Below are 21,980 nucleotides of genomic sequence, written 5' to 3'. Positions count from 1 at the left end.
CACGGGCCGGAGGCGCCGGTCCTGACCACGCGGCGGGCCGGCGCCGTCTCGACCTCCTCCCGTCCCGGCTTGAGGCGGCCGAGCCGTGCGGGCGCCGCCGGCGCCAAGCTGCGCCCGGGCGCACGCTGCCGTCCACGCGCCACGTCAGGTCCTGTCGGGACCGGCTTGGGCCTGTACGGCGGCGATCTGCCGTATCCGCCGCGGCAGGTCGCGAACGAGAGCGGTCTTCCGGTAGGGCGTCATCTTCCGCCACGCGCGGATCTCCGGGACCGTGCGGCCGCATCCGAGGCACCAGCCGGTCCGCCCGTCCCACTGGCAAACCCCGATGCAGGGGTCGTCCGTCTTCATGTTAGGGCTCCGTACGCCAGGCGGCCCGTCCGCCGCTGGACACATATAGGGTACCCCCCTATACGTCACTACGACGAGGAAGCCCGCGATGGCCCACACGGTCAAGGAAAAGGCCAAGCTCCTGGCGCGGGTGCGCCGGATCAAGGGACAGGCGGAAGCCGTCGAGCGGGCCCTGGAGGCCGAACTCGGCTGCGCCGACGTCCTGATGCTGGTCGCCTCGATGCGGGGGGCCATCAACGGCCTGACCGCCGAGCTGATGGAAGACCACATCCGTCACCACGTCGTGAACCCGGACGCGGAACCGGACGCCGAGCGCGCCCGGGGCGCCGCCGAGCTGATCGAGGTGGTCCGGACCTACCTCAAATGAAGGCCGCCCCATGACGCCGTTCGCCGACCTGCTGCAGCAGGGGACCGCCCATGCCTGGCTGTTCGTGCCGAGCGCGATCCTGCTGGGCGCCCTCCACGGCCTGGAGCCCGGTCACGCGAAGACCATGATGGCGGCGTTCATCATCGCCGTGCGCGGCACGGTCCTGCAGGCGGTCCTGCTCGGGCTGGCGGCGACGCTCTCCCACACGGCGGTGGTCTGGACCATCGCGCTGGGCGGCCAGTACCTCGGCCGGGAATGGGGCGGCGAGGCCGCCGAGCCGTATTTCCAGCTCGCCTCGGCCGCCCTCATCCTCGGCGTCGCGTTCTGGATGGCGTGGCGGACCTGGCGCGAGCAGCATCACGCCCACGACCATCACCACCCTGACGCGCATCGGCCCATCGTCACGCGCGACGGTGCGCTGACGCTGGAGGTGTTCGAGGACGGCGTGCCGCCGCGCTGGCGCCTGCGGGCCGAGGGCGGATCGTTGCCGGTCCCCGCGGCCGTCACGGTCGAGACGGTGCGCCCGGATGGCGCCCGGCAGGCGTTCGGATTCGTCGCGCGCGAAGGCTTCCTGGAGAGCCGGGACGAGATCCCCGAGCCCCACGCGTTCACGGCGCGTGTCCGCCTCGACGGCCCGGCCGGGTCGGAGATGCACGAGGTCGCCTTCGCGGAGCACGACCACGACCACGACCACGATCATATGAACCTCGGCGACGAGGACGACGCCCATGCCAGGGCGCACGCGGAGGACATCCGCCGCCGCTTCCAGGGCCGCACCGTGACCACGGGGCAGATCGTGCTGTTCGGCCTGACCGGCGGGCTCATCCCGTGCCCAGCCGCCATCACGGTGCTGCTGCTGTGCATCCAGCTCAAGCAGTTGAGCCTCGGCTTCGCGCTGGTCGCCTGCTTCAGCATCGGGCTGGCGCTCACGATGGTCTCGGCCGGCGTCGTCGCGGCCTTGAGCGTGCGGCACGTGGCCGGCCGCTGGTCCGGGTTCGGCGCGTTCGCACGCCGGGCGCCGTACGCCTCGGCGGCGCTGATCGTGCTGGTCGGCCTCTACACCGGCTGGCTCGGCTGGGACGGCATCCGCCACGCCGCCGCGGCGCAGGCGGCCCAGTCCGGGACATCGGTCGGGTGAGCGACGACTGCCGGGTCTGAAACGCCGGCGGCGGCCTCGACCTTCCGGCCCAGGGCTGAAAGCCTATCGCACGGCCGGAAACGGACGGGCTCGGGCATGGCAGGCGATTCCCCCGGAAGGTCTCAGCAGGCGGCCGGATCGCGCACGGCTGCCCGAGGCCTCGACAGCGATCCGTCAGAGCAGGGCCAGGGCGACGCCGCCCAGGGCCGTGAGTGCGACGACCATCCAGGGCGGCGTCCGGCCGACGGTCAGGAGCCCGAAGGCGAGCACGGCCACCGCGTAGTCGCGCGCGTTCCCGACCGCGCTGGTCCAGACGGGATCGTAGAGCGCGGAGCCGAGGATTCCGACCACCGCCGCGTTGGTCCCGCGCATGGCCGCCTGGGCCAGCGGTCGCGTCCGGAGCGCGTCCCAGTAGGGCAGCATGCCGTAGACCAGCAGCAGACCGGGCAGAAAGATCGCGACCAGCGCGATGGCCGCACCGACCACGCCATGGGGTGCCGGTCCGGCGACGGCTCCGAGATAGGCCGCGAAGGTGAACAGCGGCCCGGGCACGGCCTGGGCGGCCCCGTAGCCGGCGAGGAAGGTGCCGGGGCCGACCCAGCCCGGGGCGACCACCTCGGCCTGCAGCAGCGGAAGGACCACGTGGCCGCCGCCGAACACCAGAGCCCCGGAGCGGTAGAAGGCATCGAACAGCGCCAGAGCCTGGGATTGCAGACTGGCGGCCAGCAGGTGAGGGACGACGAGGAGCAGCGCGAAGGCGACCAGGCCGATTGCGCCGGCCCGTCGGGACACCGGGAAGGCGAGAAGCCCGGCCTGCTCCTGCGGCGGCAGCCGGCAGAGCACGAGGCCGGCGAGGGCACCGAGCGCGATGGCCCCGACCTGACCGACCGACCCGGTGACGAACACGGTGAGGAACAGCGCCGCCACCGCGATGCCGGCGCGCGGCCGATCCGGCGCCAGCGCGCGGGCCATGCCCCAGACCGCCTGCGCGACCACCGCGACGGCGACCAGCTTGAGCCCGTGGATCGCGCCCTCGGCCACCGGGCCGGACAGGGCGCCGGCGCCGGAGGCGAAGGCCAGAAGCAGCAGGGCGGAGGGCAGGGTGAAGGCCGTCCAGGCCGCGAGGCCGCCGAGAAGCCCGCCGCGCAGAACCCCGAGCGAGAACCCGACCTGGCTTGACGCCGGCCCAGGCAGGAACTGGCACAGCGCCACGAGGTCGGCATAGCCACGCTCGTCCAGCCACCGGCGCCGGATGATCAACTCGTCGCGGAAATAGCCGAGATGCGCGACCGGGCCGCCGAACGAGGTCAGGCCGAGCTTGAAGAAGGCGCGGAACACCTCCCCGGCGGAGCCGGACGCGCCCGCCGAGGCGGGATCGGTACGCCGCGCCTCGGCGGCCGCGGGGGCTTCGGTCATGGGCGGCCTCGCTCCGTCGTGCCGGCGGGGGGACGGCCGGCCATGCGTTCGCGAGCGGCGTCCCGCATCGGACGGCCTCCGACGGCGCCCCCGCGAAGCCCGCCGCGCCCTGCGGTCGCACCCGCCGGGACCGGGGCGCCATCCTGCGGTATCGCATGTCGGTATCGGGATCGAGGGACCGGTACAAGCCACCCGCGCAGGCCTGTCTCGCCCCGGTCCCGCAGGGGATCGCCCCCCGGCAAGGTCATCGGCAAAACGGCCGACAACGGCCCGGGACCGGCCACCGGTCTACGCCGTCACGCCGAGGCCCGCCGGCACGCCGAGGCCCGACGATCCCGGGGGCTTGACCTTCCAACGGTGGGAAGCCCCATCTCGTCGGGACGGCATCCGAAGGAGAACGTCATGGTCCGCTTCAAGGTCGACAGGATGGGCTGCGGTGGCTGCGCCGAATCCGTGACCCGCGCCGTTCAAGCCATCGATCCCGGCGCCCATGTCGAGGTCGACCTCGGTGCGAAGCGCGTCACCGTGTCGAACGCCTCGGCTCCGGCCGAGCGGATCGCCCGGGTCCTCGTCGCCGCCGGCTATCCGGCCGAGCCGATGCTCGCGGCGGCCTGATGCTTCGGGCCGCCAACCCAACCTGCGCTGTGCATGGACGTCCCATGCCCGACATGGTCCCGCCACTCGAACCGGTGTAATCCTGATTCCATGTGCTTCGACCGGCAGATCGCGCGCCTGATGGCGGCGATGATCCTCGCGATCATCGCCTACGTCGCGCCGTCCGCCGCCCAGGCCCATGGGGGTCATGGCGGCCATGGGGGCCACGGCCGCCACATGGCCGCGGCGCAGCCACAGCCGAAGGCGGCGGCGGCGGTGGCGGCGAAGCCGACGGTTCGCGCCGCGGCGCCCACGTGGTCCAAGGTCGTCACCACAGCCGTCGAGGCGGCGTACATCGCGCCGACCGGGGATGCGTGTTGCCGGCCCGGTTGCAAGACCCGCTGCTGCGGGACGATGTCCTGCTGCGCGACCGGCGTCCTGTCCGGGTTCGACGCCCTCGTCCCGTCCCTGTTCCGGACCGGCACGCTGATCCCGGGGGACGTCTCCGGCCGCGCCGGCACCGACCCCGAGACCCTGCCCAAACCCCCACGAACCCTCGCCTGAGATGAGGCGCGCCCGAGGCGCGCGACGCCCGAGCTGCGCCCGCGAACGGCCGCGCCCGGCATCCCCACCGCGAGGAATACCGTTTCCATGTCGACCCGTCTTGCCGCCGCCCTGGGCGCGATGGCGCCGCTTGCCGCCGTTCTGGCGGGATCCGCGCTCGCCCACGAGGGCCATGACCACGGCGCGGCCCCGCCGCCCGTCTCGAAGACCATCGCCCCCCGCGGCGAGGCCCTCTCGGAGACCTTCGAACTGGTCGCCGTCCCGCGCGACGGTACCCTGACGCTGTTCCTCGACCGCTTCCGGACGAACGAGCCGGTGACCGGCGCGACCATCGATGTCGAGACGCCGGACGGCCCGAAGACCGCGACCGCCACGCCGGAGGGCGGCTACGCGCTCACGGCCCCGTGGATGTCGGCGCCCGGCCGGCACGAATTCGTCGCCACCGTCACGGCGGGCGGGGACGTCGACGTCCTGACCGTCGCGGTCGCCGTGCCGGACCCCTCCGGCCGCGCGGCCGCGGCGCCCGCCGAGCCGTCACCGGGGCGGGCCGCCCTGTCGCGCGTGTCCGAGGTCGCCCAGGGGGTTCGCGCGCGCCTCGGGCAGAAGGATCCGACCCTGGTCGGCGCGGTCGTCGTCGCCTTCCTGCTCGGCATGCTGGTGACCGGGCTCGCGCGCGGGCGCCGCAGCGTCCCGGCGGTGGCGTTGCTCGCCATCGGCATCACCCTCGTCCTCGGCACGGCCGCCTTCGCGCATGGCGACGAGGACCACGGCCCGGCCGTGCAGGGTGCCGCGCTGACCGAGCCGCGCCCGTCCGGATCCTCCGATCTCGCCCAGCGCCTGCCCGACGGCTCCGTCTTCGTGCCCAAGCCCACCCAGCGGTTGCTGGTTCTGCGCACGACGATGACCGAGCAGGGCCGGTTCCACCGCGCGGTGGAACTCCCCGGCCGCATCATCCCGGATCCGAATGCGAGCGGCGTCGTGCAATCCTCGGTCGGCGGCCGCCTCTCGCCTCCGGCCTCGGGGCTGTTTCCCCGCCTCGGCACCCGGGTGCGCCGGGGCGAGGTGCTGGCCACCGTCACCCCGCCGATCCAGGCCGTCGACCTCTCCGACATGCGCCAGACGCAGGGCGACCTCGACCAGCAGATCTCCATCGTCGAGCGCCGGGTCGACCGCTACAGGCGTCTCGCCCTGACGGGGGCGGTGGCCCAGACCCAGCTCGACGACGCCCTGGCCGAGTTCAAGGGCCTGCAGGACCGGCGCGCGGCCCTCGACCGGATCCGCCGGGAGCCCGAGCCGCTGGTTTCCCCGGTGGATGGCGTGGTCGCGCAGGCCGCGGCGGTCGCCGGGCAGATGGCGAGCCCCGGGCAGATGGTCTTCCAGATCGTCGACCCGAACCGCCTCTGGGTCGAGGCGCTGAGTTTCGATGCCCTCACGGCGGCGCAGGACGCCACGGCGCGGCTCGCCGACGGCCGGCTCCTGACGCTCGCCTACCAGGGCTCGGGGCTCGCCGACCGCAACCAGGCCATCCCGGTCCAGTTCGCGGTCCAGGGCGACGCGTCGGGCCTGCGCGTCGGGCAGTTCGTCACCGTGCTCGCCGGGACGGACCGCGAGCAGGTGGGCTTGGCCCTGCCGCGCGCGGCGGTCGTGCGGACCGGCAACGGGCAGGACGTCGTCTACGAGCACACCAGCGCCGAGCGGTTCGAGGCGCGGCCGGTGCGCGTCGAGCCGCTCGACGGCGGCCGCGTGCTGGTCGCCGAGGGGATGGGGCCCGGCCGGCGGGTCGTGACCCAGGGTGCCGAACTCCTCGACCAAGTGCGCTGAGGAGGCCCGCGATGTTCACCGTCCTCGTCGGCCAGTCGGTCCGCAACCGCCTGCTCGTCCTCGCGCTCGCCGCGGCGCTGGTGCTGTACGGCGCCTTCGCCGCCACCAAGCTGCCGGTCGACGTCTTCCCCGATCTCAACAAGCCGACCGTCACCCTCATGACGGAGGCGGAGGGGTACGCCCCCCAGGAGGTCGAGCAGCTCGTCACCTACCCCATCGAGACCCGGATGAACGCACTCCCGGGCGTCACCCGGGTGCGCTCGGTCTCGGGCGTGGGGCTGTCCATCACCTATGTCGAGTTCGACTGGGGCACCGACATCTACCGGAATCGCCAGCAGGTCGCGGAGCGTCTGGCGCTGGTGCAGAACCAGCTGCCCCGGGGCGTGACCCCGGTGATGGCCCCCATCTCCTCCATCATGGGCCAGATCCTGCTGGTGGCGGTCACGAGCGCGACGGCGAGCCCGATGCAGGTGCGCGAGGTCGCGGACTTCACCCTGCGGCCGCGGCTGCTGACCATTCCGGGCGTCGCGCAGGTCATCCCCATCGGCGGTGAGGTGCGCCAGTTCCGGATCGGCCCGAACCCGGCCGCCATGCGCGCGCTCGGGGTGACCAACGCGCAGCTGGAGACCGCGCTCACGCAGTTCGGCACGAATGCCGGCGGAGGCTTCACCGACCAGAACGCCCGCGAGTACCTGATCCGGAACATCGGCCGCACCCTGAGCCTCGACGACCTGCGCAACCTCGTGGTCGCGACGGTCAACGACGCGCCCGTATCCCTGCGCCAGGTTGCCGAGGTCTCCTTCGCCGCGAAGGTGAAGCGCGGCGACGCCGGGTACATGGCCAAGCCCGCGGTCATCGTCTCGGTGGAGAAGCAGCCCGACGTCGATACGGTGCGGCTGACCCGCAGGATCGAGACCGCCCTGAAGGAGATGGCGCCGACGCTGCCGGCCGGCATCCGGGCCGACCGGATCCTGTTCCGGCAGGCCGACTTCATCGAGACCTCGATCCGCAACGTCGAGGGCGTCCTCGTCGAGGCGGTGCTGGTGGTGGCGGTGGTGCTGTTCGCCTTCCTGCTGAACGTCCGGACCACGGCCATCTCGCTGCTCGCCATCCCGGTCTCGGTGCTGACGACCGCCGCGGTGTTCCACCTGTTCGGGCTCTCCATCAACACGATGACGCTCGGCGGCCTCGCCATCGCCATCGGCGAACTCGTCGACGACGCGGTGGTCGACGTCGAGAACATTTTTCGCCGGCTCGGCGAGAACCGGAAGGCCGGCAACCCGAAGAGCGTGTTCCAGGTGGTGGTGGAGGCCTCGAACGAGGTCCGGTCCGGCATCGTCTACGCGACGCTGATCATCATCCTGGTCTTCGTCCCGCTCTTCGCGCTGTCGGGCATCGAGGGCCGGCTCTTCGCCCCCCTGGGGCAGGCCTACATCATCTCCATCCTGGCGAGCCTGCTCACCTCCATCACCCTGACCCCGGTGCTGGCCTCCCTGCTGCTGCCGGGGCTCAGGAACCTGGAGCAACACGACAGCCGCTTCCTGGCCCTGCTCAAGCGGGCCAACGCCGCCCTGCTGGGGGCCGCCTTCCGGCACCAGGGCCGGCTCGTCGGCGCCGTCGCCGTGGCGGTGGCGGCCGCGAGCGTGGCCGCCTGGAACCTGCCCCGGGCCTTCCTGCCGCCGTTCAACGAGGGCTCCTTCACGGTCAACATGACGTTCCGTCCGGGCATCTCCCTCGCCGAGAGCGACCGGGTCGGGCTCATCGCCGAGCGGCTGCTCCTCGACATCCGGGGCGTGAAGGCGGTGGGCCGCAGGACCGGCCGCGCCGAACTCGACGAGCACGCCGAGGGGGTCCACGCCTCCGAGATCGAGGTCGCCCTCGACGCGGACGCCGCGCGTCCGAAGGAGGCGCTCGTCGCCGACATCCGCGGACGCCTCGCCGCCCTGCCGGTGGCGGTGAATGTCGGCCAGCCGATCGCGCACCGGCTCGACCACATGCTCTCGGGCGTCCGCGCCGAGATCGCCCTGAAGGTGTTCGGCGACGACCTCGACGGCCTGCGCCGGGTGGCCAACGCCCTGCGCGACCGGCTGGCGGCGATTCCGGGCCTCGCCGACCTGCAGGTCGAGCGGCAGGTGCGCATCCCGCAGCTGGAGGTGCGGGTCGACTATACCCGGGCGGCCCTCTACGGGGTTCAGCCGGCCGCAATCGTCGAGCAGATCAGCCGCCTGTCGAACGGGCGGGTGGTCTCGACGATCGTGGATGGCGTGCGCCGCTTCGACGTGGTGCTGCGCCTGTCCGAGGACCGGCGGACGACCGCGGGGCTGGGCGATCTCCTCCTGGAGACACCGTCGGGCTGGGTGCCGGCGCGGCAGCTGGCCGACATCCGCGAGACGGACGGGCCGAACCAGATCCTGCGCGAGAACGCCCGCCGCCGCATCGTCGTCCAGGCCAACACCGACGGCGCAAGCGACATGGCGACCGTCGTGGCGGCCATCCGCGAGGCCGTGGCCAAGGAGCCGCTGCCGCCCGGCTTCTTCACCAGCCTGGAGGGCACCTTCCAGGCGCAGGAGGAGGCGAGCCGGACCATCGCGGCGCTCTCCGCGCTGTCCCTGGCCCTGGTCTTCGCCATCCTGTTCAGCCGCTACCGCTCGGCCGCCCTCGCCCTGATCATCATGGGCAACGTCCCGCTGGCGCTCATCGGCTCGGTGGCCGCCCTCTGGCTCGTGGGCCAGCCGCTCTCGGTGGCGTCGATGATCGGCTTCATCACGCTGACCGGGATCGTCGCGCGCAACGGCATCCTGAAGATCAGCCACTACCTGAACCTGTCGCTGCACGAGGGCGTGCCGTTCGGGCCCGACCTCGCGGTGCGCGGCAGCCTGGAGCGGCTGACCCCCGTGCTGATGACGGCGCTCTCGGCGGGCGTCGCGCTGGTGCCGCTGCTCTACGATGCGGCGAGCCCCGGCAAGGAGATCCTGCACCCGGTGGCGGTGACGATCTTCGGCGGCCTCGTCAGCGCGACGCTGCTCGACACCGTCCTGACCCCCGTCCTGTTCCTGCGCTTCGGCCGCACGTCGCTGGAACGGCTGCGCGCCCTCCACGCCGAAGCCCCGGCCCACCCATCGCCGTCGGGCACGCCCCCGCGCCCGGCCGAGGCGTACTGACCCCCGAGGAGACACGCGCATGATCCGAACGAGCATGACCCTTGCCGCCGGCCTGCTGGCCGCAACCGCCGCCGACGCCCACGAGACTGCGGGCCGGCACGGCGGGCGCGTCGCCGACGCCGGCGACTTCCACGTCGAACTCGTCACCCGGGGCGAGACCGTCGACGTCTACGTGTCGGACGGCACGCAGGCGCCGGTCCCCGTCGCGGGCTTCAGGGGCACGGCCATCCTCGTGGCCGGCGGCAAGGCCGCCCGCGTGCCGCTGGAGCCGGCCGACGGCAACCGCCTGACCGGGAAGGCCCCGGCGGCGCTCGGCGACCGCCCGAAGGGCGCCGTGCAGCTCGCCGCCCCGGACGGGGCCACCGTCAGCGGCAAGTTCAACTGAACCGACCACCGAAGGGATCTCTTCCATGACCGTCGCCCGGACCCTCCTCGCCGCCGCCCTGCTGACCGCAGGCCTCGCCGGCACCGCCCGCGCGCAGGGCCTGCACGACCACGGTTCCATGTCCGGCCAGGGGAGGGGATCGATGAAGCCGGACCCGAAGGACGACGCCTCGACCCGGGCGTTCAAGGCCGCCGACCAGGCGATGATGACGGACATGGACGTCCCCTACACCGGCGACCCCGACGTCGACTTCCGCACGCACATGATCCCGCACCACAAGGGCGCGGTCGCCATGGCCGAGGTCGCGCTGAAATACGCCCGGGACCCCGCCACGCAGGCGATGGCCCGGAAGATCATCGCCGACCAGACCACGGAGATCGCCGACATGGAGGCGTGGCTGAAGCGGCACGGCCGGTAGTCGCCGCCGGGGCCGGGCCGCCGACAGGGGCGCCCGGCCCGCGTCCCGATTCCACCCGCGCCTGTCCGGGGGCAACCGATGCATGCCGCCCGCAAGGCCACGCTCCACCGCATGGCCCCCTCCGAGCGCCTCTGTCCCTCCGGCCTGAAGGCCTAGGACCTGCGCGAACGCGGGGGCTTCGCGGTCGAGGACCGCAGGCTCACGGCCCGCGATGAGGCCGAACGCCTCAAGGACGAGCCCCCGGTCAAACCGACGCCCCGGACCTTCATCGACGACCTGCAGCGCCGTCTCGGCAAGGCGGCCCACGCCCGAACATGCCGACCTCCGTGCCGGCCAACGCGGTGTTCAAGGCGGTCGACCTCGAAGGGCGCGACATCGAGTGCGCCTGCGCCGGCGGGGCGAGCACGGTGCCGCCCGGCTTCGTCGCGCTGACCGAGAGCGTGATGATGGTCGCCCTGGCGGTCCGGATGCTGGCGATGCCCCCGTGAGCGGGGTCGTCGGCCTCTTCCCGCGGGGCCGGCCGCTCCCTGCGGCTCTTCAACCCGGCGATCCGGCCCCCCGGCTGAGACGCGTGGGGCATGTGGTCCGGCCCGTCGGCGCCCGCTCGCCGTGGACTGAGGCCCCTTCCGCGGGCGGCACGCCACGCTGGAGGCGCACCACCACGGGACGGTCAGCCTCCGAGCGGGCCGCGTACGCCCCTCACGTGCCGAACGGGCATCACTCGCGGGTCCATGGGCTGGCATCCATGGCCTGGCACGGTCTGAGCGAACGGTGTGAAACAGCCATGTGAGCCGCACCAGCACCTTCAGCTACGGGCTTGAATGTGCTGGCGCGCCCTACGGGAATCGAACCCGTGTTTTCGCCGTGAAAGGGCGACGTCCTGGACCGCTAGACGAAGGGCGCTCTGGCTAGGCCGGGGTTCTATAGTCGGACCGGAGACGCCCGGCAACCGTTCATGCGCGGCACTGGTGCCACAGGACCCAGGTTTGACCGCGGGCCGGGTTGGGGCGATGGAGGACGGATGCCCCAATCCCCCCCTCGCATGACCCTCGTCCTCGGCGGGGCGCGGTCCGGCAAGAGCGCCTACGCGGAGGGGTTGATCGAAGCCTGCCCCGGCCCGTGGCTGTATCTCGCCACCGCGCAGGCCTTCGACGACGAGATGGTCGCGCGCATCGCCCAGCACCGCGCCCGGCGCGCCGGGGCGTGGCGCACCCGCGACGTGCCGCTCGCCCTGCCGGAGGCGGTCGCCGCGTCCGAAGGGCCGGTCCTGGTCGATTGCCTCACGCTCTGGCTCACCAACCTGATCCTCGCCGAGGCCGATCTGGACGCTGCGACGGCGCGCCTCCTCGCAGCCTGCGCCGGCGCGCCCGGCCCGGTGGTGCTGGTCGGCAACGAGGTCGGGCTCGGGATCGTGCCCGACAACGCCCTCGCCCGCCGCTTCCGCGACGCAGCCGGCCGCCTGCACCAGCAGCTCGCCGCCCGGGCCGACCGGGTCGTGCTCACCGTGGCCGGCCTGCCGCTGGTCGTGAAGCCGCAAGCCCCCACCGCAGGAGCCTCCGCATGAGCGACGACGACGCCCGCCACCGCGCCAAGATGGAGAAGCGCAAGGCCGTCCAGGATGCCGAGGTGGCCGCCAAGACCCTCGAGAAGGGCCTGCTCCTCGTCCATACCGGTCCGGGCAAGGGCAAGAGCACGGCGGCGCTGGGGCTGATGCTGCGGGCGCTCGGCCGCGGCTGGCGGGTCGGCATGGTGCAGTTCATCAAGGGCGGCTGGGATACCGGCGAGCGCCACGCCGTGGCGGCATTCGGCGACCGGGTCGTGTGGCACACCCTGGGCGAGGGCTTCACCTGGGAGACCCAGGACAAGGCCCGGGACATCGCCGCCTGCCGCCACGCCTGGGAGGTCGCCGCCGGCCTGATGGCCGATCCGACGATCCGCCTGCTCGTCCTCGACGAACTGAACATCGCGCTGCGCTACGACTATCTCGACCTCGACGCCGTCGTCGAAGCCCTCCGTACGCGGCGGCCGGACCTGCACGTGGTCGTCACCGGCCGCAACGCCAAGCCGGCCCTGATCGAGGCCGCCGACCTCGTCACCGAGATGGGCAGCGTCAAGCACCACTTCGCCGCCGGCGTGAAGGCGCAGGAAGGGATCGAGTTCTGAGCCCACCGCGGACAAAGGCCCTGATGATCCAGGGCACCGGCTCCGATGTCGGCAAGTCGCTGCTCGTGGCGGGGCTGGCGCGCGCCTTCACGGAGCGGGGCTTAAGGGTCCGGCCGTTCAAGCCGCAGAACATGTCGAACAACGCCGCCGTCACCGCCGATGGCGGCGAGATCGGCCGCGCGCAGGCCCTCCAGGCCCGGGCCGCCCGGGTGGCGCCCTCCGTCCACATGAACCCGGTCCTGCTCAAGCCGCAGAGCGAGGTCGGCTCCCAGGTGGTGGTGCAGGGCCGGATGGTCGCCACCGTGAAGGCGCGCGACTACCAGGCCTGGAAGCCCCGGCTGATGTCGGCCGTCCTCGACAGCTTCTCCCGGCTCGCCGGGGAGGCGGATCTGGTCCTCGTCGAGGGCGCGGGCTCGGCCTCAGAGGTGAACCTGCGGGCCGGCGACATCGCCAATATGGGCTTCGCCCGGGCCACCGACACGCCGGTGGTGCTGGTCGGCGACATCGACCGGGGCGGGGTGATCGCGAGCCTCGTCGGCACCAAGGCGGTGATCGACCCGGAGGACGCCGCCCTGATCGCGGGCTTCCTCGTCAACCGCTTCCGCGGCGACCCGAGCCTGTTCGCCGACGGCATGCGGCTGATCGCCGAGCGCACCGGCTGGGCGGCTCTGGGCCTCGTGCCGCACTTCCCCGATGCCGCGCGCCTGCCGGCCGAGGACGTGCTGGGGCTCGCCGGCTCGGAGTCGCGCGGGCCCGGAGCCGTCACGGTGGCGGTGCCGGTGCTGCCGCGCATCGCCAATTTCGACGACCTCGACCCCCTGCGGGCGGAGCCGAACGTGTCGGTGGTGCTGGTCCGGCCCGGCACGCCGATCCCCGCCGAGGCCGCCCTCGTGCTGCTGCCGGGCTCCAAGACCACGATCGACGACCTGGAGGCCTTTCGCCAGGAGGGCTGGGACGTCGACCTGCGCGCCCATATCCGCCGGGGCGGGCGGGTGCTCGGCCTGTGCGGCGGCTACCAGATGCTGGGCAACAGCCTCGCCGACCCGCACGGGATCGAGGGCGCGCCCCGCACGGTGGCGGGCCTCGGGCTCCTCGACGTCGACACCGTCATGACCCCCGAGAAGCGCCTCGCGGCGGTCACCGGCACGAGCCTGCCGGACGGCGTTCATTTTGCCGGCTACGAGATGCATATCGGCGCGACGGAGGGCCCCGACGCCGCCCGGCCGCTCCTGCGCCTCGCCGACGGGCGCCTGGACGGGGCGGTCTCGGCGGACGGGCGCGTGGCCGGCACCTACGTGCACGGCCTGTTCGCCCACGATGCCCAGCGGGCGGCCTGGCTCGCGCGCCTCGGGACGGCCTCGGACGGCCTGGGCTACGAGGCCGGGGTCGAGGCGGCGCTGGACGGCCTCGCGCGACACATCGCGGCCCATGTCGACTGCGACCGCCTCCTGGCGCTTGCCCGGTAGGCGCGGGCCGCGCCAGGAATTACTCTGTGTAATGCCGGTCCCGCCACGAAGGGCCGCACGCGCCAGAGGAACGCCCCATGCCCCCCACGCAATCCCCCGTCGGGGAGGATCTCGGCGCGAGCACCGTCCGCACCGTGACGCTGCGGCTGATGCCGCTCCTCGGCCTGCTCTACCTGATCGCCTATATCGACCGGCAGAACGTCTCCTACGCCAAGCTGGAGATGGTCGGCAGCCTCGGCCTCTCCGAGACCGCCTACGGGCTCGGGGCCTCGCTGTTCTTCCTCGGCTACTTCCTGTTCGAGGTGCCGGCCAACGTCTTCCTGGAGCGGGTCGGCGCCCGGATCTGGTTCGCCCGGATCATGATCACCTGGGGGATCGTCACCGTCCTGCTGGGCTTCACCCAGGGCACGGCGATGTTCTACGTGCTCCGCTTCCTGCTCGGCGCCGCGGAGGCCGGCTTCTTCCCCGGCGTGCTGTTCGCCCTGACCCTGTGGTTCCCGCAAGGACACCGGGCGCGGATGATCGGCTGGTTCATGATCGCCAGCGCGGTGGCCAACGCGGTGGGCGCGGCGGTGGGCGGCGCGCTGCTCGGCCTCGACGGGCTCCTCGGCCTCCAGGGCTGGCAATGGGTGTTCCTGGCCACCGGCGCGCCGGCGATCCTCATGGCCGCGGTGGTGCTGGTGGTCCTGCCGGACGGTCCCGAGACGGCGCCCTGGCTGTCGCAGGCGCAGCGCGACTGGCTCGCCCGCACCCTGCGGGCCGAGCGCGAGGAGGGCGGCCATGTCGACCACGGCAACCCCTTCGCGGCGCTCCTCGACCGGCGGGTGCTGATGCTCGCCGGGGTCTACGTCTCCCTGCCGCTCGCCGCCTACGGACTGGGCTACTGGCTCCCCACCGTGGTCAAGGGCTTCGGCGTCTCGAACCTCACCAACGGCTTCCTCAACATCATCCCCTGGATGGCCACGGCCGTCGCCCTCTGGTGGGTGCCGCGCCACGCCGCCCGCACGGGCGCGCAGGGCAATGCCCTGACCTGGCACGTCGTCGGGCCGGCGCTGGTGGGAGCGGCGGGCCTCGCGCTCTCCGTCGTCCTGCCGGGCAACGCCGTGAAGTTCGCCTGCCTGTGCGTGGCCGCCGCCGGGACCTTCGCGGCCCAGCCGGTCTTCTGGTCGATGCCCGGGACCTTCCTGCGCGGCGCCTCGGCGGCGGCCGGGATCGCGGCGATCAACTCGGTGGGCAATCTCGGCGGCTTCGTCGCCCAGAACGCGGTGCCGTTCATCCGCGACCAGACCCGGAGCGACCTCGTGCCGATGCTGTTCCTGGCCGCCTGCCTCGCCGTGGGCGCCGGCCTGATGTTCGTGGTGCTCTCCGCCCTGCGCCGGGACGCGGCGCGGCGGGCGGCGCCGAATGGGGCACGTCCGGCCTGAACACGGGCCGGATCCGTGCGTTATCCTTCCTCAAGCCGGATCGTCCGGCAGGATGATGCAGGACCGCATCCCGCGGGACAGCGTCGAGGAGGACTACACGATGAGCCAGGGATTTCCCCTTATGATCCTCGCCTTCGGGACGCTCGGCGGCATCTGGTTCCTGGCCGCCGCAGCCCGGAAGCAGGTCGCAGACGCCAAGGGCAGCCCGGAACGCTCCAACCTGATCCACCAGCACGGCGGCACGCCGCGGCCGAACATGCCGGGCACCGAGCACTGAGGCTCCGTCAGCCGGCGGCGATCCGCCGGCAATGATCGAGGGCGGCGCCGATCAGGTTGTCGCTGGCCTCTGGCGTCCGGAACGCCGAATGCGCCGAGAGGGTGACGGCGGGCAGGGACACCAGCGGGTGGTCCGCCGGCAGGGGCTCGACCGTGAACACGTCGAGCCCGGCCTGCGCGACGCGGCCGCTGCGCAGGGCCTCGACCAGGGCGGCCTCGTCGATCAGGGCCCCGCGGGCGGTGTTGATCAGGAGGACGCCGGGCTTCATCGCGGCGATGCGCGCGGCCGAGAGGAAGCCGCGGGTCTCGTCGGTCAGGAGCAGGTGGAGCGAGACCACGTCGCTCTCGGCGAGCAGCCGCTCCAGCGGCACGAAGGTCACGTCCGGATGCGCCTTGGGCGTCCGGTTCCAGGCGAGCACCCGCATGCCGATGCCCCGGCAGAGCCGTGCCATCTCGGCCGCGATCCCCCCGAACCCGACGAGGCCGACCGTCTTGCCGGTGAGCTGGACCGCCTCGCGGCGCAGCCAGGTGCCGGCACGCATCGCCCGGTCCATCTCGGATAGGCCGCGGGCCGCCGCCCACATCAGCGCGAAGGCGCATTCGGCCACCGCCGTGTCGCCGTACCCCTTGATGGTGTGGACCGTGATCCCGCATTCGGCCGCGAGGGCCTCCGGGTCCATGTAGCTGCGGGCGCCGGTGCCGAGGAACACCACGTGCCTCAGGCCCCCGCAGGCCCGGGCCACCGCGCGGGGGAGGGCGGTGTGGTCGATCACGGCGATCTCCGCCCCGGACAGGAGGCCGGGCAGGTCCTGCGGAGCGATGCCGGGATCGGCGTGGATCGCGAAGGGCGGGTCGTCCGGCCGCAGCAGCCGCCGGGCCACCGCCGCCAGGGTCTCGTTGGCATCCACGAACACCGCGCGCATCGGGGTCTCCCTGTCCGGTCCCGTCACGATGCGTCGGGAGCGCGGGCCGTGCCAAGGCCCGGTCGGCCGGGGCGGACGGGTCAGCCCGCCAGCGCCAGGGACAGGGCGAGCAGCCCCAGCACGAGCCCGCCCTGGAGCCAGCAGGCCGTCCGGTACAGGGTCAGCGCCCGGGCGATGTCGTCGGCCGTGGCCTCGGCCCGCCCGTCGCCCATATGGGCGTCCGGGACGAGGGTGCCGTCATAGACCCGCGGTCCCGCGAGCCGCAGGCCGAGCGCCCCGGCCATGGCGGATTCGGGCCAGCCGGCATTGGGCGAGCGGTGGCGGCGCGCGTCCCGGGCCATCGCCCGGAGCGCGCCCCGCGCGTCGGCGCCGCGCAGGAGCGCCGCCCCGGCGATCAGCAGGCCCGCGAGCCGGGAGGCCGGCAGGTTCACCCCGTCGTCGAGCCGCGCCGCAGCCCAGCCGAAGGCTTCGTAGCGGGGCGTCCGGTGGCCGATCATGCTGTCGGCGGTGTTGATCGCCTTGTAGAGGGCGCCCCCCGGCAGGCCGAGGCCGCCGATCCAGAAGGCCGGCGCCACGATCCCGTCGGAGAAGTTTTCCGACAGGCTCTCGATCGCGGCGCGGCAGACCGCCGGTTCGTCGAGGCGCTCGGGGTCGCGCCCGACGATCATCGCCACCGCCCGGCGCCCGGCCTCCAGGCCGCCGGTGCGCAAGGCCTTCTCCACGGCGGCGACGTGCTGGTGCAGGCTGCGCTGCGCCGGCAGGCTCGCGCAGAGCAGGCCGAGGAGGAGCAGGGCGGGGAGGGGGCCGGCCAATCCCGCCAGCACCGTGAGGGCGAGGGCCGGCAGGCCCACCGCGGCAAGCAGGCAGGCCAGCGCGGCGCAGCCGGCGATCCGCCGCCGCCGCGCGGAGCCGCGGTTGAGGCCGCGCTCCAGGGCGGCGATCAGCCGGCCGATCCAGGTGACAGGGTGACCGGCCGCCCTGTAGAGCGCGTCGGGATAGCCGGCCGCCGCCTCGATCCCGAGGGCGACGGCGAGGACGGCAAGCGTGTCGGCAAACGTACCGGGCAGATGGACCATTCGGTGTGGAGCGTTCCCACGCGTGAGGTCGCCCCGATCGCGCATGGCGGCGATCTCGGCGGACTCCGCAAAGCCTTTCCCGACGCGCCGGAGCCCTGGCTCGACCTCTCGACGGGGATCAATCCGGTCCCGTACCCCGTGCCGCCGGTGGAGACCAGCGCCTGGACGCGGCTGCCCGAGGCCGCCGAGCTCGGGGCGCTCCGGGCGGCGGCCGCCGCGGCCTACGGCGCGCCGGACGCCGCGCATGTCGTGCCCGCCCCCGGCACCCAGATCCTGATCGAGACCCTGCCCCGGCTGATGGCGCCGACCCGCGTCGCGGTGCTCGGGCCCACCTATGCCGAGCACGCCGCCGCCTGGGCGCGCGCCGGGCACGCGGTGACGGAGATCCGGAATCTCGATGCCCTCGGCGAGGCCCGGGTGGCGGTGATCGTCGATCCCAACAACCCGGACGGGCGGACCCTGCCCCTGGCCGAGCGCCGGGCCCTGGCCGCGGCCCTCGGCAAGCGGGGCGGCCTGCTCATCGCCGACGAGGCCTTCGCGGATCTGGAGCCGGTGGAGAGCCTGTGCCCACACGCGGCGCCGGGCCTCGTGGTGCTGCGCTCCTTCGGCAAGACCTACGGGCTCGCCGGCCTGCGCCTCGGCTTCGCGGTGGCCGATCCCGGCACGGCGACCCGGATCGCCGAGGCCCTCGGACCCTGGGCGGTGTCGGGCCCGGCCCTGGCGATCGGGCGCGCCGCCCTGTCGGATGTGGGCTGGCGCGCGCAGGCCGCGGCGGCGCGGTCCGCGGACGCGGCCCGCCTCGACCGGATGATCGCCCGGGGCGGCGGCCGGATCGTCGGGGGCACCAGCCTGTTCCGGACCGCCGACTTTTCCGACGGGCCCGACCTCTACCGGCGGCTCGCGGCGGCCGGGATCGCGGTGCGGCGCTTCGCGGATCGCCCGGAGCGCCTCCGCTTCGGCCTGCCGGCCGGGAAGGCGGCGTGGTGCCGTCTGTCGCGGGTCCTCAGGTAGACCGCACGCCGGGCGGATGCGGATCGCGCGCCGCCACGATCACGGCCAGCGCCGAGAAGGCGAGGCCCACCGCGCAGACCCCCGCCCAGCCGACCAGCAGGAACGCCTGCGAGCCGGCATAGGCGCCGAGCGCCCCGAACACGAACAGGGTCGTGAACAGGACCGTGTTGATGCGGCCCCGCGCCCCGGGGACCAGGGCGTAGGCCCGCGTCTGGTTGGCGATGAGGGCGCCGTTTATGCCGATGTCGATCAGCAGCACCCCGAGGGCCACCGCGACGAGCGACCACGTCCCGCCGGCCCAGAGCACCATGAAGGACAGCGCCACGAGCAGGCTACCGCCGAGCACCACGGGCTTGGCGCCCCGCCGGTCGGTGAAGCGGCCCGACAGGGGTGCCACGAAGGCGCCGCAGACGCCGATCACCCCGAACAGCCCCGCGCCCGCGGCGGAGAGTCCGAAGGGCGGCCCCTCCACCAGCAGCGCCAGGGTCGCCCAGAAGGCGTTGAAGGCGGCAAACAGCAGCGCCTGCGACAGGCTCTCGCCGTGCGCAGCACCGGCTGCGTGCGGGCGAGGTGCAGGATCGACAGCATCAGGGCGCGGTAGCGCAGCGGGTGCGTCTGCACCGTGTGGGGCAGGGTGGCCCGGGCGATGGCCGCCATGGCGAGCGCCAGCAGGGACGCGACCAGGAAGACCGGCCGCCATCCGAGATGCGCCCCCAGGACGCCGCTCGCCGTCCGGGCGAGCAGGATGCCGGTGAGCAGGCCCGTCATGACCTGGCCGACGATCCGCCCGCGGCTCGCATCCGGGGCGAGTTCCGCCGCGAACGGGACCGCCTGCTGGGCCGCGCTGGCCAGCACCCCGACCGCGAGGTGGGCGAGGGCGAGGCTCGCGAGGTTCGGGGCCAGGCCCACCGCCAGCAGCGCCAGGGCGAGTCCGAGGCATTGCCCCACGATCAGGGTGCGGCGCGGCAGGGCATCGCCGAGGGGCACGAGCCCGACGATGCCGAGCCCGTAGCCGACGAGCGCCGTGGTCGGCACCCACAGGGCGGCGCGGTCGCCGAACTCCGCCACGATCAGCCCGAGCAGCGGCTGGTTGTAGTAGATGTTGGCGACCGCTCCGCCGGCGATCAGCGTCAGGCCGAGCCGGGCCTTCGCGTCGAGCGTCGTGGTCACGGCTGGGTCGGGGGCAGGCAGGCACGCCGCCGCGGAAGGGCCATGGTCGGGTCCGTGTGCGGGAGAGGTCCGGGCCGCGAGCGATACGGGCGGAGCGTGCGGTGGAGCAAGCTGCGGCGATGCATCCCTGCCGGCACGCCCCCGGCCCCTTCACCGGAACCGAGGGCGCCCCATATGCGGAAGATGCAGCCGGCGCCGTCCGCACGCGAGCGGGCGCCGCAGGCCATGCACCGGGCGTCGAGCCGATAGAGGTTCCGAACCGGATTACGAACGAGAGGGCGGTTTCGTTCCGGATGAACGGGGCCGGAACCGCCGCAGCAGGGAGTACGGGATGCCGAACTACCGCATCGACTTTGCCAAGGAGATCCTCGGGGTACCGTTCACGGTCGGCTCCGTGGCGATCACGCGGGCCCGCGATCCCGAGCGCGCCCGCCGCGCCGCCGAACTCCGCTTCGCCCGCCAGCACGGCGTCGGCGACTGGCGGGAGCGGGCCGACCTCGCCACCGTCGCCGAACAGCTCTGACGCACCCGACCCGGGATCGTCACACGACCTTCGTGCCGCTCCCGCACGCTGGGAGCGCGCCGTTCGGGCCGGTCAAGCTCTGGTCGCGGCGGCCGCGGCGCCGTAGAATGGCGGGCGGATCGGGACGCTGAGCGAGCCGCCCCGGAGTGGGCGGCGGCTGCCGGATCCGCACGCGCCCGTCCGACGAGCCGGCGTCGCGGGGCCGGAAGCGTCTCGAATCCGGGTCGACGGGGGTCAGTGCAAGGGTCATGGCGGCGATCTCCTTCTTCGGCGACCTGCTTCAGACCATCAGCGAGCGCGGCCGCGACCTGATCGGCATCGGGCGCGGGGACATGACGTCCCGGGCCAGCGCGGGCGACCTCGTCAAGCTGTGCGAGGACCTGATCTCCCGGCGCGGCGAGGCCTCCGGGGTGGCGCTTGCCCGCCTGATCCTCGACCGCTACGCCAGCTTCGGGCAGGCGGAGCGCCACGCCTTCCTGCGGGCCATCGCCCTCGATTTCGATGCGGACCACGAAGCCGTCGACGAGGCGATCGCCGCCTACCGGGCCGCCCCCTCCCGCGCCCGCCTCGGCAGCCTGCACGAGGCCGCCGAGCCGCGCAGCCAGGAGCTGATCCGCCGCCTCAACCTCGCCCGCGGCGGCACGCTCAGCCTCGTGCGGATGCGCGAGGACCTGTTCGACCTGCGCCGGGCGCTGCGCGCCGGCGACGAGGCCGACCCCGCCCTGATGGACGCCGTCGACAGCCTGGACAGCGATTTCGAGCACCTGTTCGCCTCGTGGTTCAACCGCGGCTTCCTGGTGCTGCGCCACATCGACTGGACGACGCCGGCCCATATCCTGGAGAAGATCATCCGCTACGAGGCGGTGCACGCCATCGCGGACTGGGACGACCTGCGCGCCCGCATCGAGCCGCCGGACCGGCGCTGCTTCGCGTTCTTCCACCCGGCGCTGGCCGACGAGCCGCTGATCTTCGTGGAGGTGGCGCTCACCGACCAGATCGCCCCGGCCATCGCCCCGATCCTGTCGCGGGAGCGCAAGCCGCTGCAGCCGCAGGCGGCCAACACGGCGGTGTTCTACTCGATCTCGAACTGCCAGAAGGGGCTCGCCGGCGTCACCTTCGGCAATTTTCTGATCAAGCAGGTGGTCGAGGACCTCACCCGCGAGGTGCCCACACTCAAGACCTTCGTGACGCTGTCGCCGGTGCCGGGCTTCGCCGCGTGGCTGGCGCGGGAGCGCCGGGCCGACAGCCCGCAGGGCCTGCTGCCCGAGGATGTCGAGGTCCTGCGGGCGCTGGACGACCCGAACTGGCCGGCCGACAAGGCCCGGGCCGAGACGGTGCGCCGGGCGCTGATCCCGGCGGCGGCGGCCTATTTCCTGCGCGCCAAGAACGAGCGCGGCCGCCCCCTCGACCCGGTGGCCCGGTTCCACCTCGGCAACGGCGCGCGCCTCGACCGCATCAACTTCCTGGGCGACACCTCGAAGAAGGGTCTGGCCCAGTCGCACGGCCTGATGGTCAACTACCTCTACGACCTCGCCGCCATCGAGCGGAACCACGAGACCTATGCCAATCTCGGCACCGTGGTGGCCGCGCCGGCGGTGACCCGTGAGCTGCGCGCCAAGCTGCCGCCGCCGCGGGCCGTGGTGCTGGCCGAGGCGTAGGATCCGGGCCGGTCGGGGCCCGCCTGTCACCGCCGGGCCGCGGAGCCCCACCGGAAAGGGCTCGCCGGAAGGCCCTCC

General features: G+C 73.5%; 21 protein-coding genes, 1 tRNA gene and 1 pseudogene. 17 read left to right on the top strand and 6 right to left on the bottom strand.

The features are described from left to right. Window positions 1–144: 144 nt before the first annotated feature. Window positions 145–348, bottom strand: a complete 204-nt coding sequence (locus A3862_RS24015) for a DUF1289 domain-containing protein (RefSeq protein WP_043756617.1) — start codon at window positions 346–348, stop codon at window positions 145–147. Between the two features lie 88 nt (window positions 349–436). Here A3862_RS24015 and A3862_RS24010 point away from each other — a divergent pair, with 88 nt between their 5' ends. Both A3862_RS24010 and A3862_RS24005 read left to right on the top strand, forming a co-directional pair. Then, window positions 437–715 (top strand): metal/formaldehyde-sensitive transcriptional repressor, encoded by a 279-nt coding sequence (locus tag A3862_RS24010; RefSeq protein WP_043389372.1) that lies wholly within the window; start codon window positions 437–439, stop codon window positions 713–715. Between the two features lie 10 nt (window positions 716–725). Further along, window positions 726–1,853: a nickel/cobalt efflux transporter gene (locus tag A3862_RS24005; RefSeq protein ID WP_043756619.1), complete on the top strand. Its 1,128-nt coding sequence runs from the start codon at window positions 726–728 to the stop codon at window positions 1,851–1,853. A 174-nt stretch (window positions 1,854–2,027) separates the two neighbouring features. Here A3862_RS24005 and chrA read toward each other — a convergent pair whose 3' ends face one another. Further along, entirely contained in the window at window positions 2,028–3,269 is a 1,242-nt protein-coding gene (gene chrA / locus A3862_RS24000) for a chromate efflux transporter (RefSeq protein WP_205782301.1), read from the bottom strand. Between the two features lie 402 nt (window positions 3,270–3,671). Here chrA and A3862_RS23995 point away from each other — a divergent pair, with 402 nt between their 5' ends. From A3862_RS23995 to A3862_RS32530, 7 genes are all read left to right on the top strand, one after another. Beyond that, window positions 3,672–3,884, top strand: a complete 213-nt coding sequence (locus A3862_RS23995; protein WP_043389375.1) for a heavy-metal-associated domain-containing protein — start codon at window positions 3,672–3,674, stop codon at window positions 3,882–3,884. A 120-nt stretch (window positions 3,885–4,004) separates the two neighbouring features. Further along, window positions 4,005–4,427, top strand: coding sequence for a hypothetical protein (locus tag A3862_RS23990; protein ID WP_335645385.1), 423 nt, complete (start codon window positions 4,005–4,007; stop codon window positions 4,425–4,427). A gap of 87 nt (window positions 4,428–4,514) precedes the next feature. Next, entirely contained in the window at window positions 4,515–6,248 is a 1,734-nt protein-coding gene (locus A3862_RS23985) for an efflux RND transporter periplasmic adaptor subunit (RefSeq protein WP_111474039.1), read from the top strand. 11 nt (window positions 6,249–6,259) lie between these two features. Then, on the top strand, window positions 6,260–9,409 hold the full coding sequence (locus tag A3862_RS23980) for an efflux RND transporter permease subunit (protein ID WP_111474038.1): 3,150 nt from the start codon (window positions 6,260–6,262) through the stop codon (window positions 9,407–9,409). A gap of 19 nt (window positions 9,410–9,428) precedes the next feature. Then, entirely contained in the window at window positions 9,429–9,794 is a 366-nt protein-coding gene (locus A3862_RS23975; protein ID WP_043756630.1) for a hypothetical protein, read from the top strand. Between the two features lie 25 nt (window positions 9,795–9,819). Then, a complete protein-coding gene (copM, locus tag A3862_RS23970) occupies window positions 9,820–10,212 on the top strand; it encodes a CopM family metallochaperone (protein WP_111474037.1) in 393 nt (130 codons plus the stop codon). 314 nt (window positions 10,213–10,526) lie between these two features. Then, window positions 10,527–10,700: a hypothetical protein gene (locus tag A3862_RS32530; protein ID WP_306307448.1), complete on the top strand. Its 174-nt coding sequence runs from the start codon at window positions 10,527–10,529 to the stop codon at window positions 10,698–10,700. Between the two features lie 339 nt (window positions 10,701–11,039). Here the strand turns inward: A3862_RS32530 and A3862_RS23960 are convergent. Next, window positions 11,040–11,115 (bottom strand) — tRNA-Glu (locus A3862_RS23960). A gap of 118 nt (window positions 11,116–11,233) precedes the next feature. On the opposite strand from A3862_RS23960, the gene cobU reads away from it, so the two are divergent. The 5 genes from cobU (at window position 11,234) to A3862_RS23935 (ending at window position 15,542) form a co-directional block, all read left to right on the top strand. Continuing rightward, complete coding sequence (cobU, locus tag A3862_RS23955; protein ID WP_170861817.1) at window positions 11,234–11,776, top strand: bifunctional adenosylcobinamide kinase/adenosylcobinamide-phosphate guanylyltransferase; 543 nt, start codon at window positions 11,234–11,236, stop codon at window positions 11,774–11,776. Beyond that, window positions 11,773–12,375 (top strand): cob(I)yrinic acid a,c-diamide adenosyltransferase, encoded by a 603-nt coding sequence (gene cobO / locus A3862_RS23950; protein WP_043389395.1) that lies wholly within the window; start codon window positions 11,773–11,775, stop codon window positions 12,373–12,375. Before cobU ends, cobO begins: the two co-directional genes overlap by 4 nt. Window positions 12,376–12,398: 23 nt before the next feature. Next, entirely contained in the window at window positions 12,399–13,841 is a 1,443-nt protein-coding gene (locus A3862_RS23945; RefSeq protein ID WP_111474036.1) for a cobyric acid synthase, read from the top strand. A 77-nt stretch (window positions 13,842–13,918) separates the two neighbouring features. Next, the gene (locus A3862_RS23940; RefSeq protein ID WP_043355965.1) at window positions 13,919–15,265 is read left to right on the top strand and encodes an MFS transporter; all 1,347 of its coding nucleotides are present in this window, start codon (window positions 13,919–13,921) and stop codon (window positions 15,263–15,265) included. A gap of 52 nt (window positions 15,266–15,317) precedes the next feature. Continuing rightward, the gene (locus A3862_RS23935; RefSeq protein WP_043389407.1) at window positions 15,318–15,542 is read left to right on the top strand and encodes a hypothetical protein; all 225 of its coding nucleotides are present in this window, start codon (window positions 15,318–15,320) and stop codon (window positions 15,540–15,542) included. A 7-nt stretch (window positions 15,543–15,549) separates the two neighbouring features. Here A3862_RS23935 and A3862_RS23930 read toward each other — a convergent pair whose 3' ends face one another. Both A3862_RS23930 and cbiB read right to left on the bottom strand, forming a co-directional pair. Then, a complete protein-coding gene (locus A3862_RS23930; RefSeq protein WP_111474035.1) occupies window positions 15,550–16,464 on the bottom strand; it encodes an NAD(P)-dependent oxidoreductase in 915 nt (304 codons plus the stop codon). Window positions 16,465–16,544: 80 nt separating this feature from the next. Further along, complete coding sequence (gene cbiB / locus A3862_RS23925; protein WP_043352844.1) at window positions 16,545–17,540, bottom strand: adenosylcobinamide-phosphate synthase CbiB; 996 nt, start codon at window positions 17,538–17,540, stop codon at window positions 16,545–16,547. Between cbiB and cobD the strand changes: the two genes are divergently transcribed. Next, on the top strand, window positions 17,532–18,551 hold the full coding sequence (gene cobD, locus A3862_RS23920) for a threonine-phosphate decarboxylase CobD (RefSeq protein WP_111474034.1): 1,020 nt from the start codon (window positions 17,532–17,534) through the stop codon (window positions 18,549–18,551). The two genes, cbiB and cobD, sit on opposite strands and share 9 nt — an antisense overlap. Here cobD and A3862_RS23915 read toward each other — a convergent pair. Further along, window positions 18,544–19,721, bottom strand: a pseudogene (locus tag A3862_RS23915) (MFS transporter). The gene cobD and the pseudogene A3862_RS23915 sit on opposite strands and share 8 nt — an antisense overlap. 331 nt (window positions 19,722–20,052) lie before the next feature. Here A3862_RS23915 and A3862_RS23910 point away from each other — a divergent pair. Beyond that, window positions 20,053–20,244 (top strand): hypothetical protein, encoded by a 192-nt coding sequence (locus A3862_RS23910; RefSeq protein ID WP_043352836.1) that lies wholly within the window; start codon window positions 20,053–20,055, stop codon window positions 20,242–20,244. Between the two features lie 248 nt (window positions 20,245–20,492). Beyond that, a complete protein-coding gene (locus tag A3862_RS23905) occupies window positions 20,493–21,902 on the top strand; it encodes a malonyl-CoA decarboxylase (RefSeq protein WP_043389412.1) in 1,410 nt (469 codons plus the stop codon). Window positions 21,903–21,980 lie beyond the last annotated feature (78 nt).

This window comes from Methylobacterium sp. XJLW (genome assembly GCF_003254375.1).
GTDB classification, from domain to species: Bacteria; Pseudomonadota; Alphaproteobacteria; order Rhizobiales; family Beijerinckiaceae; genus Methylobacterium; species Methylobacterium fujisawaense.
Note: the sequence above shows the minus strand (reverse complement) of the source record. Positions and strands in the feature narration are given on the sequence as shown.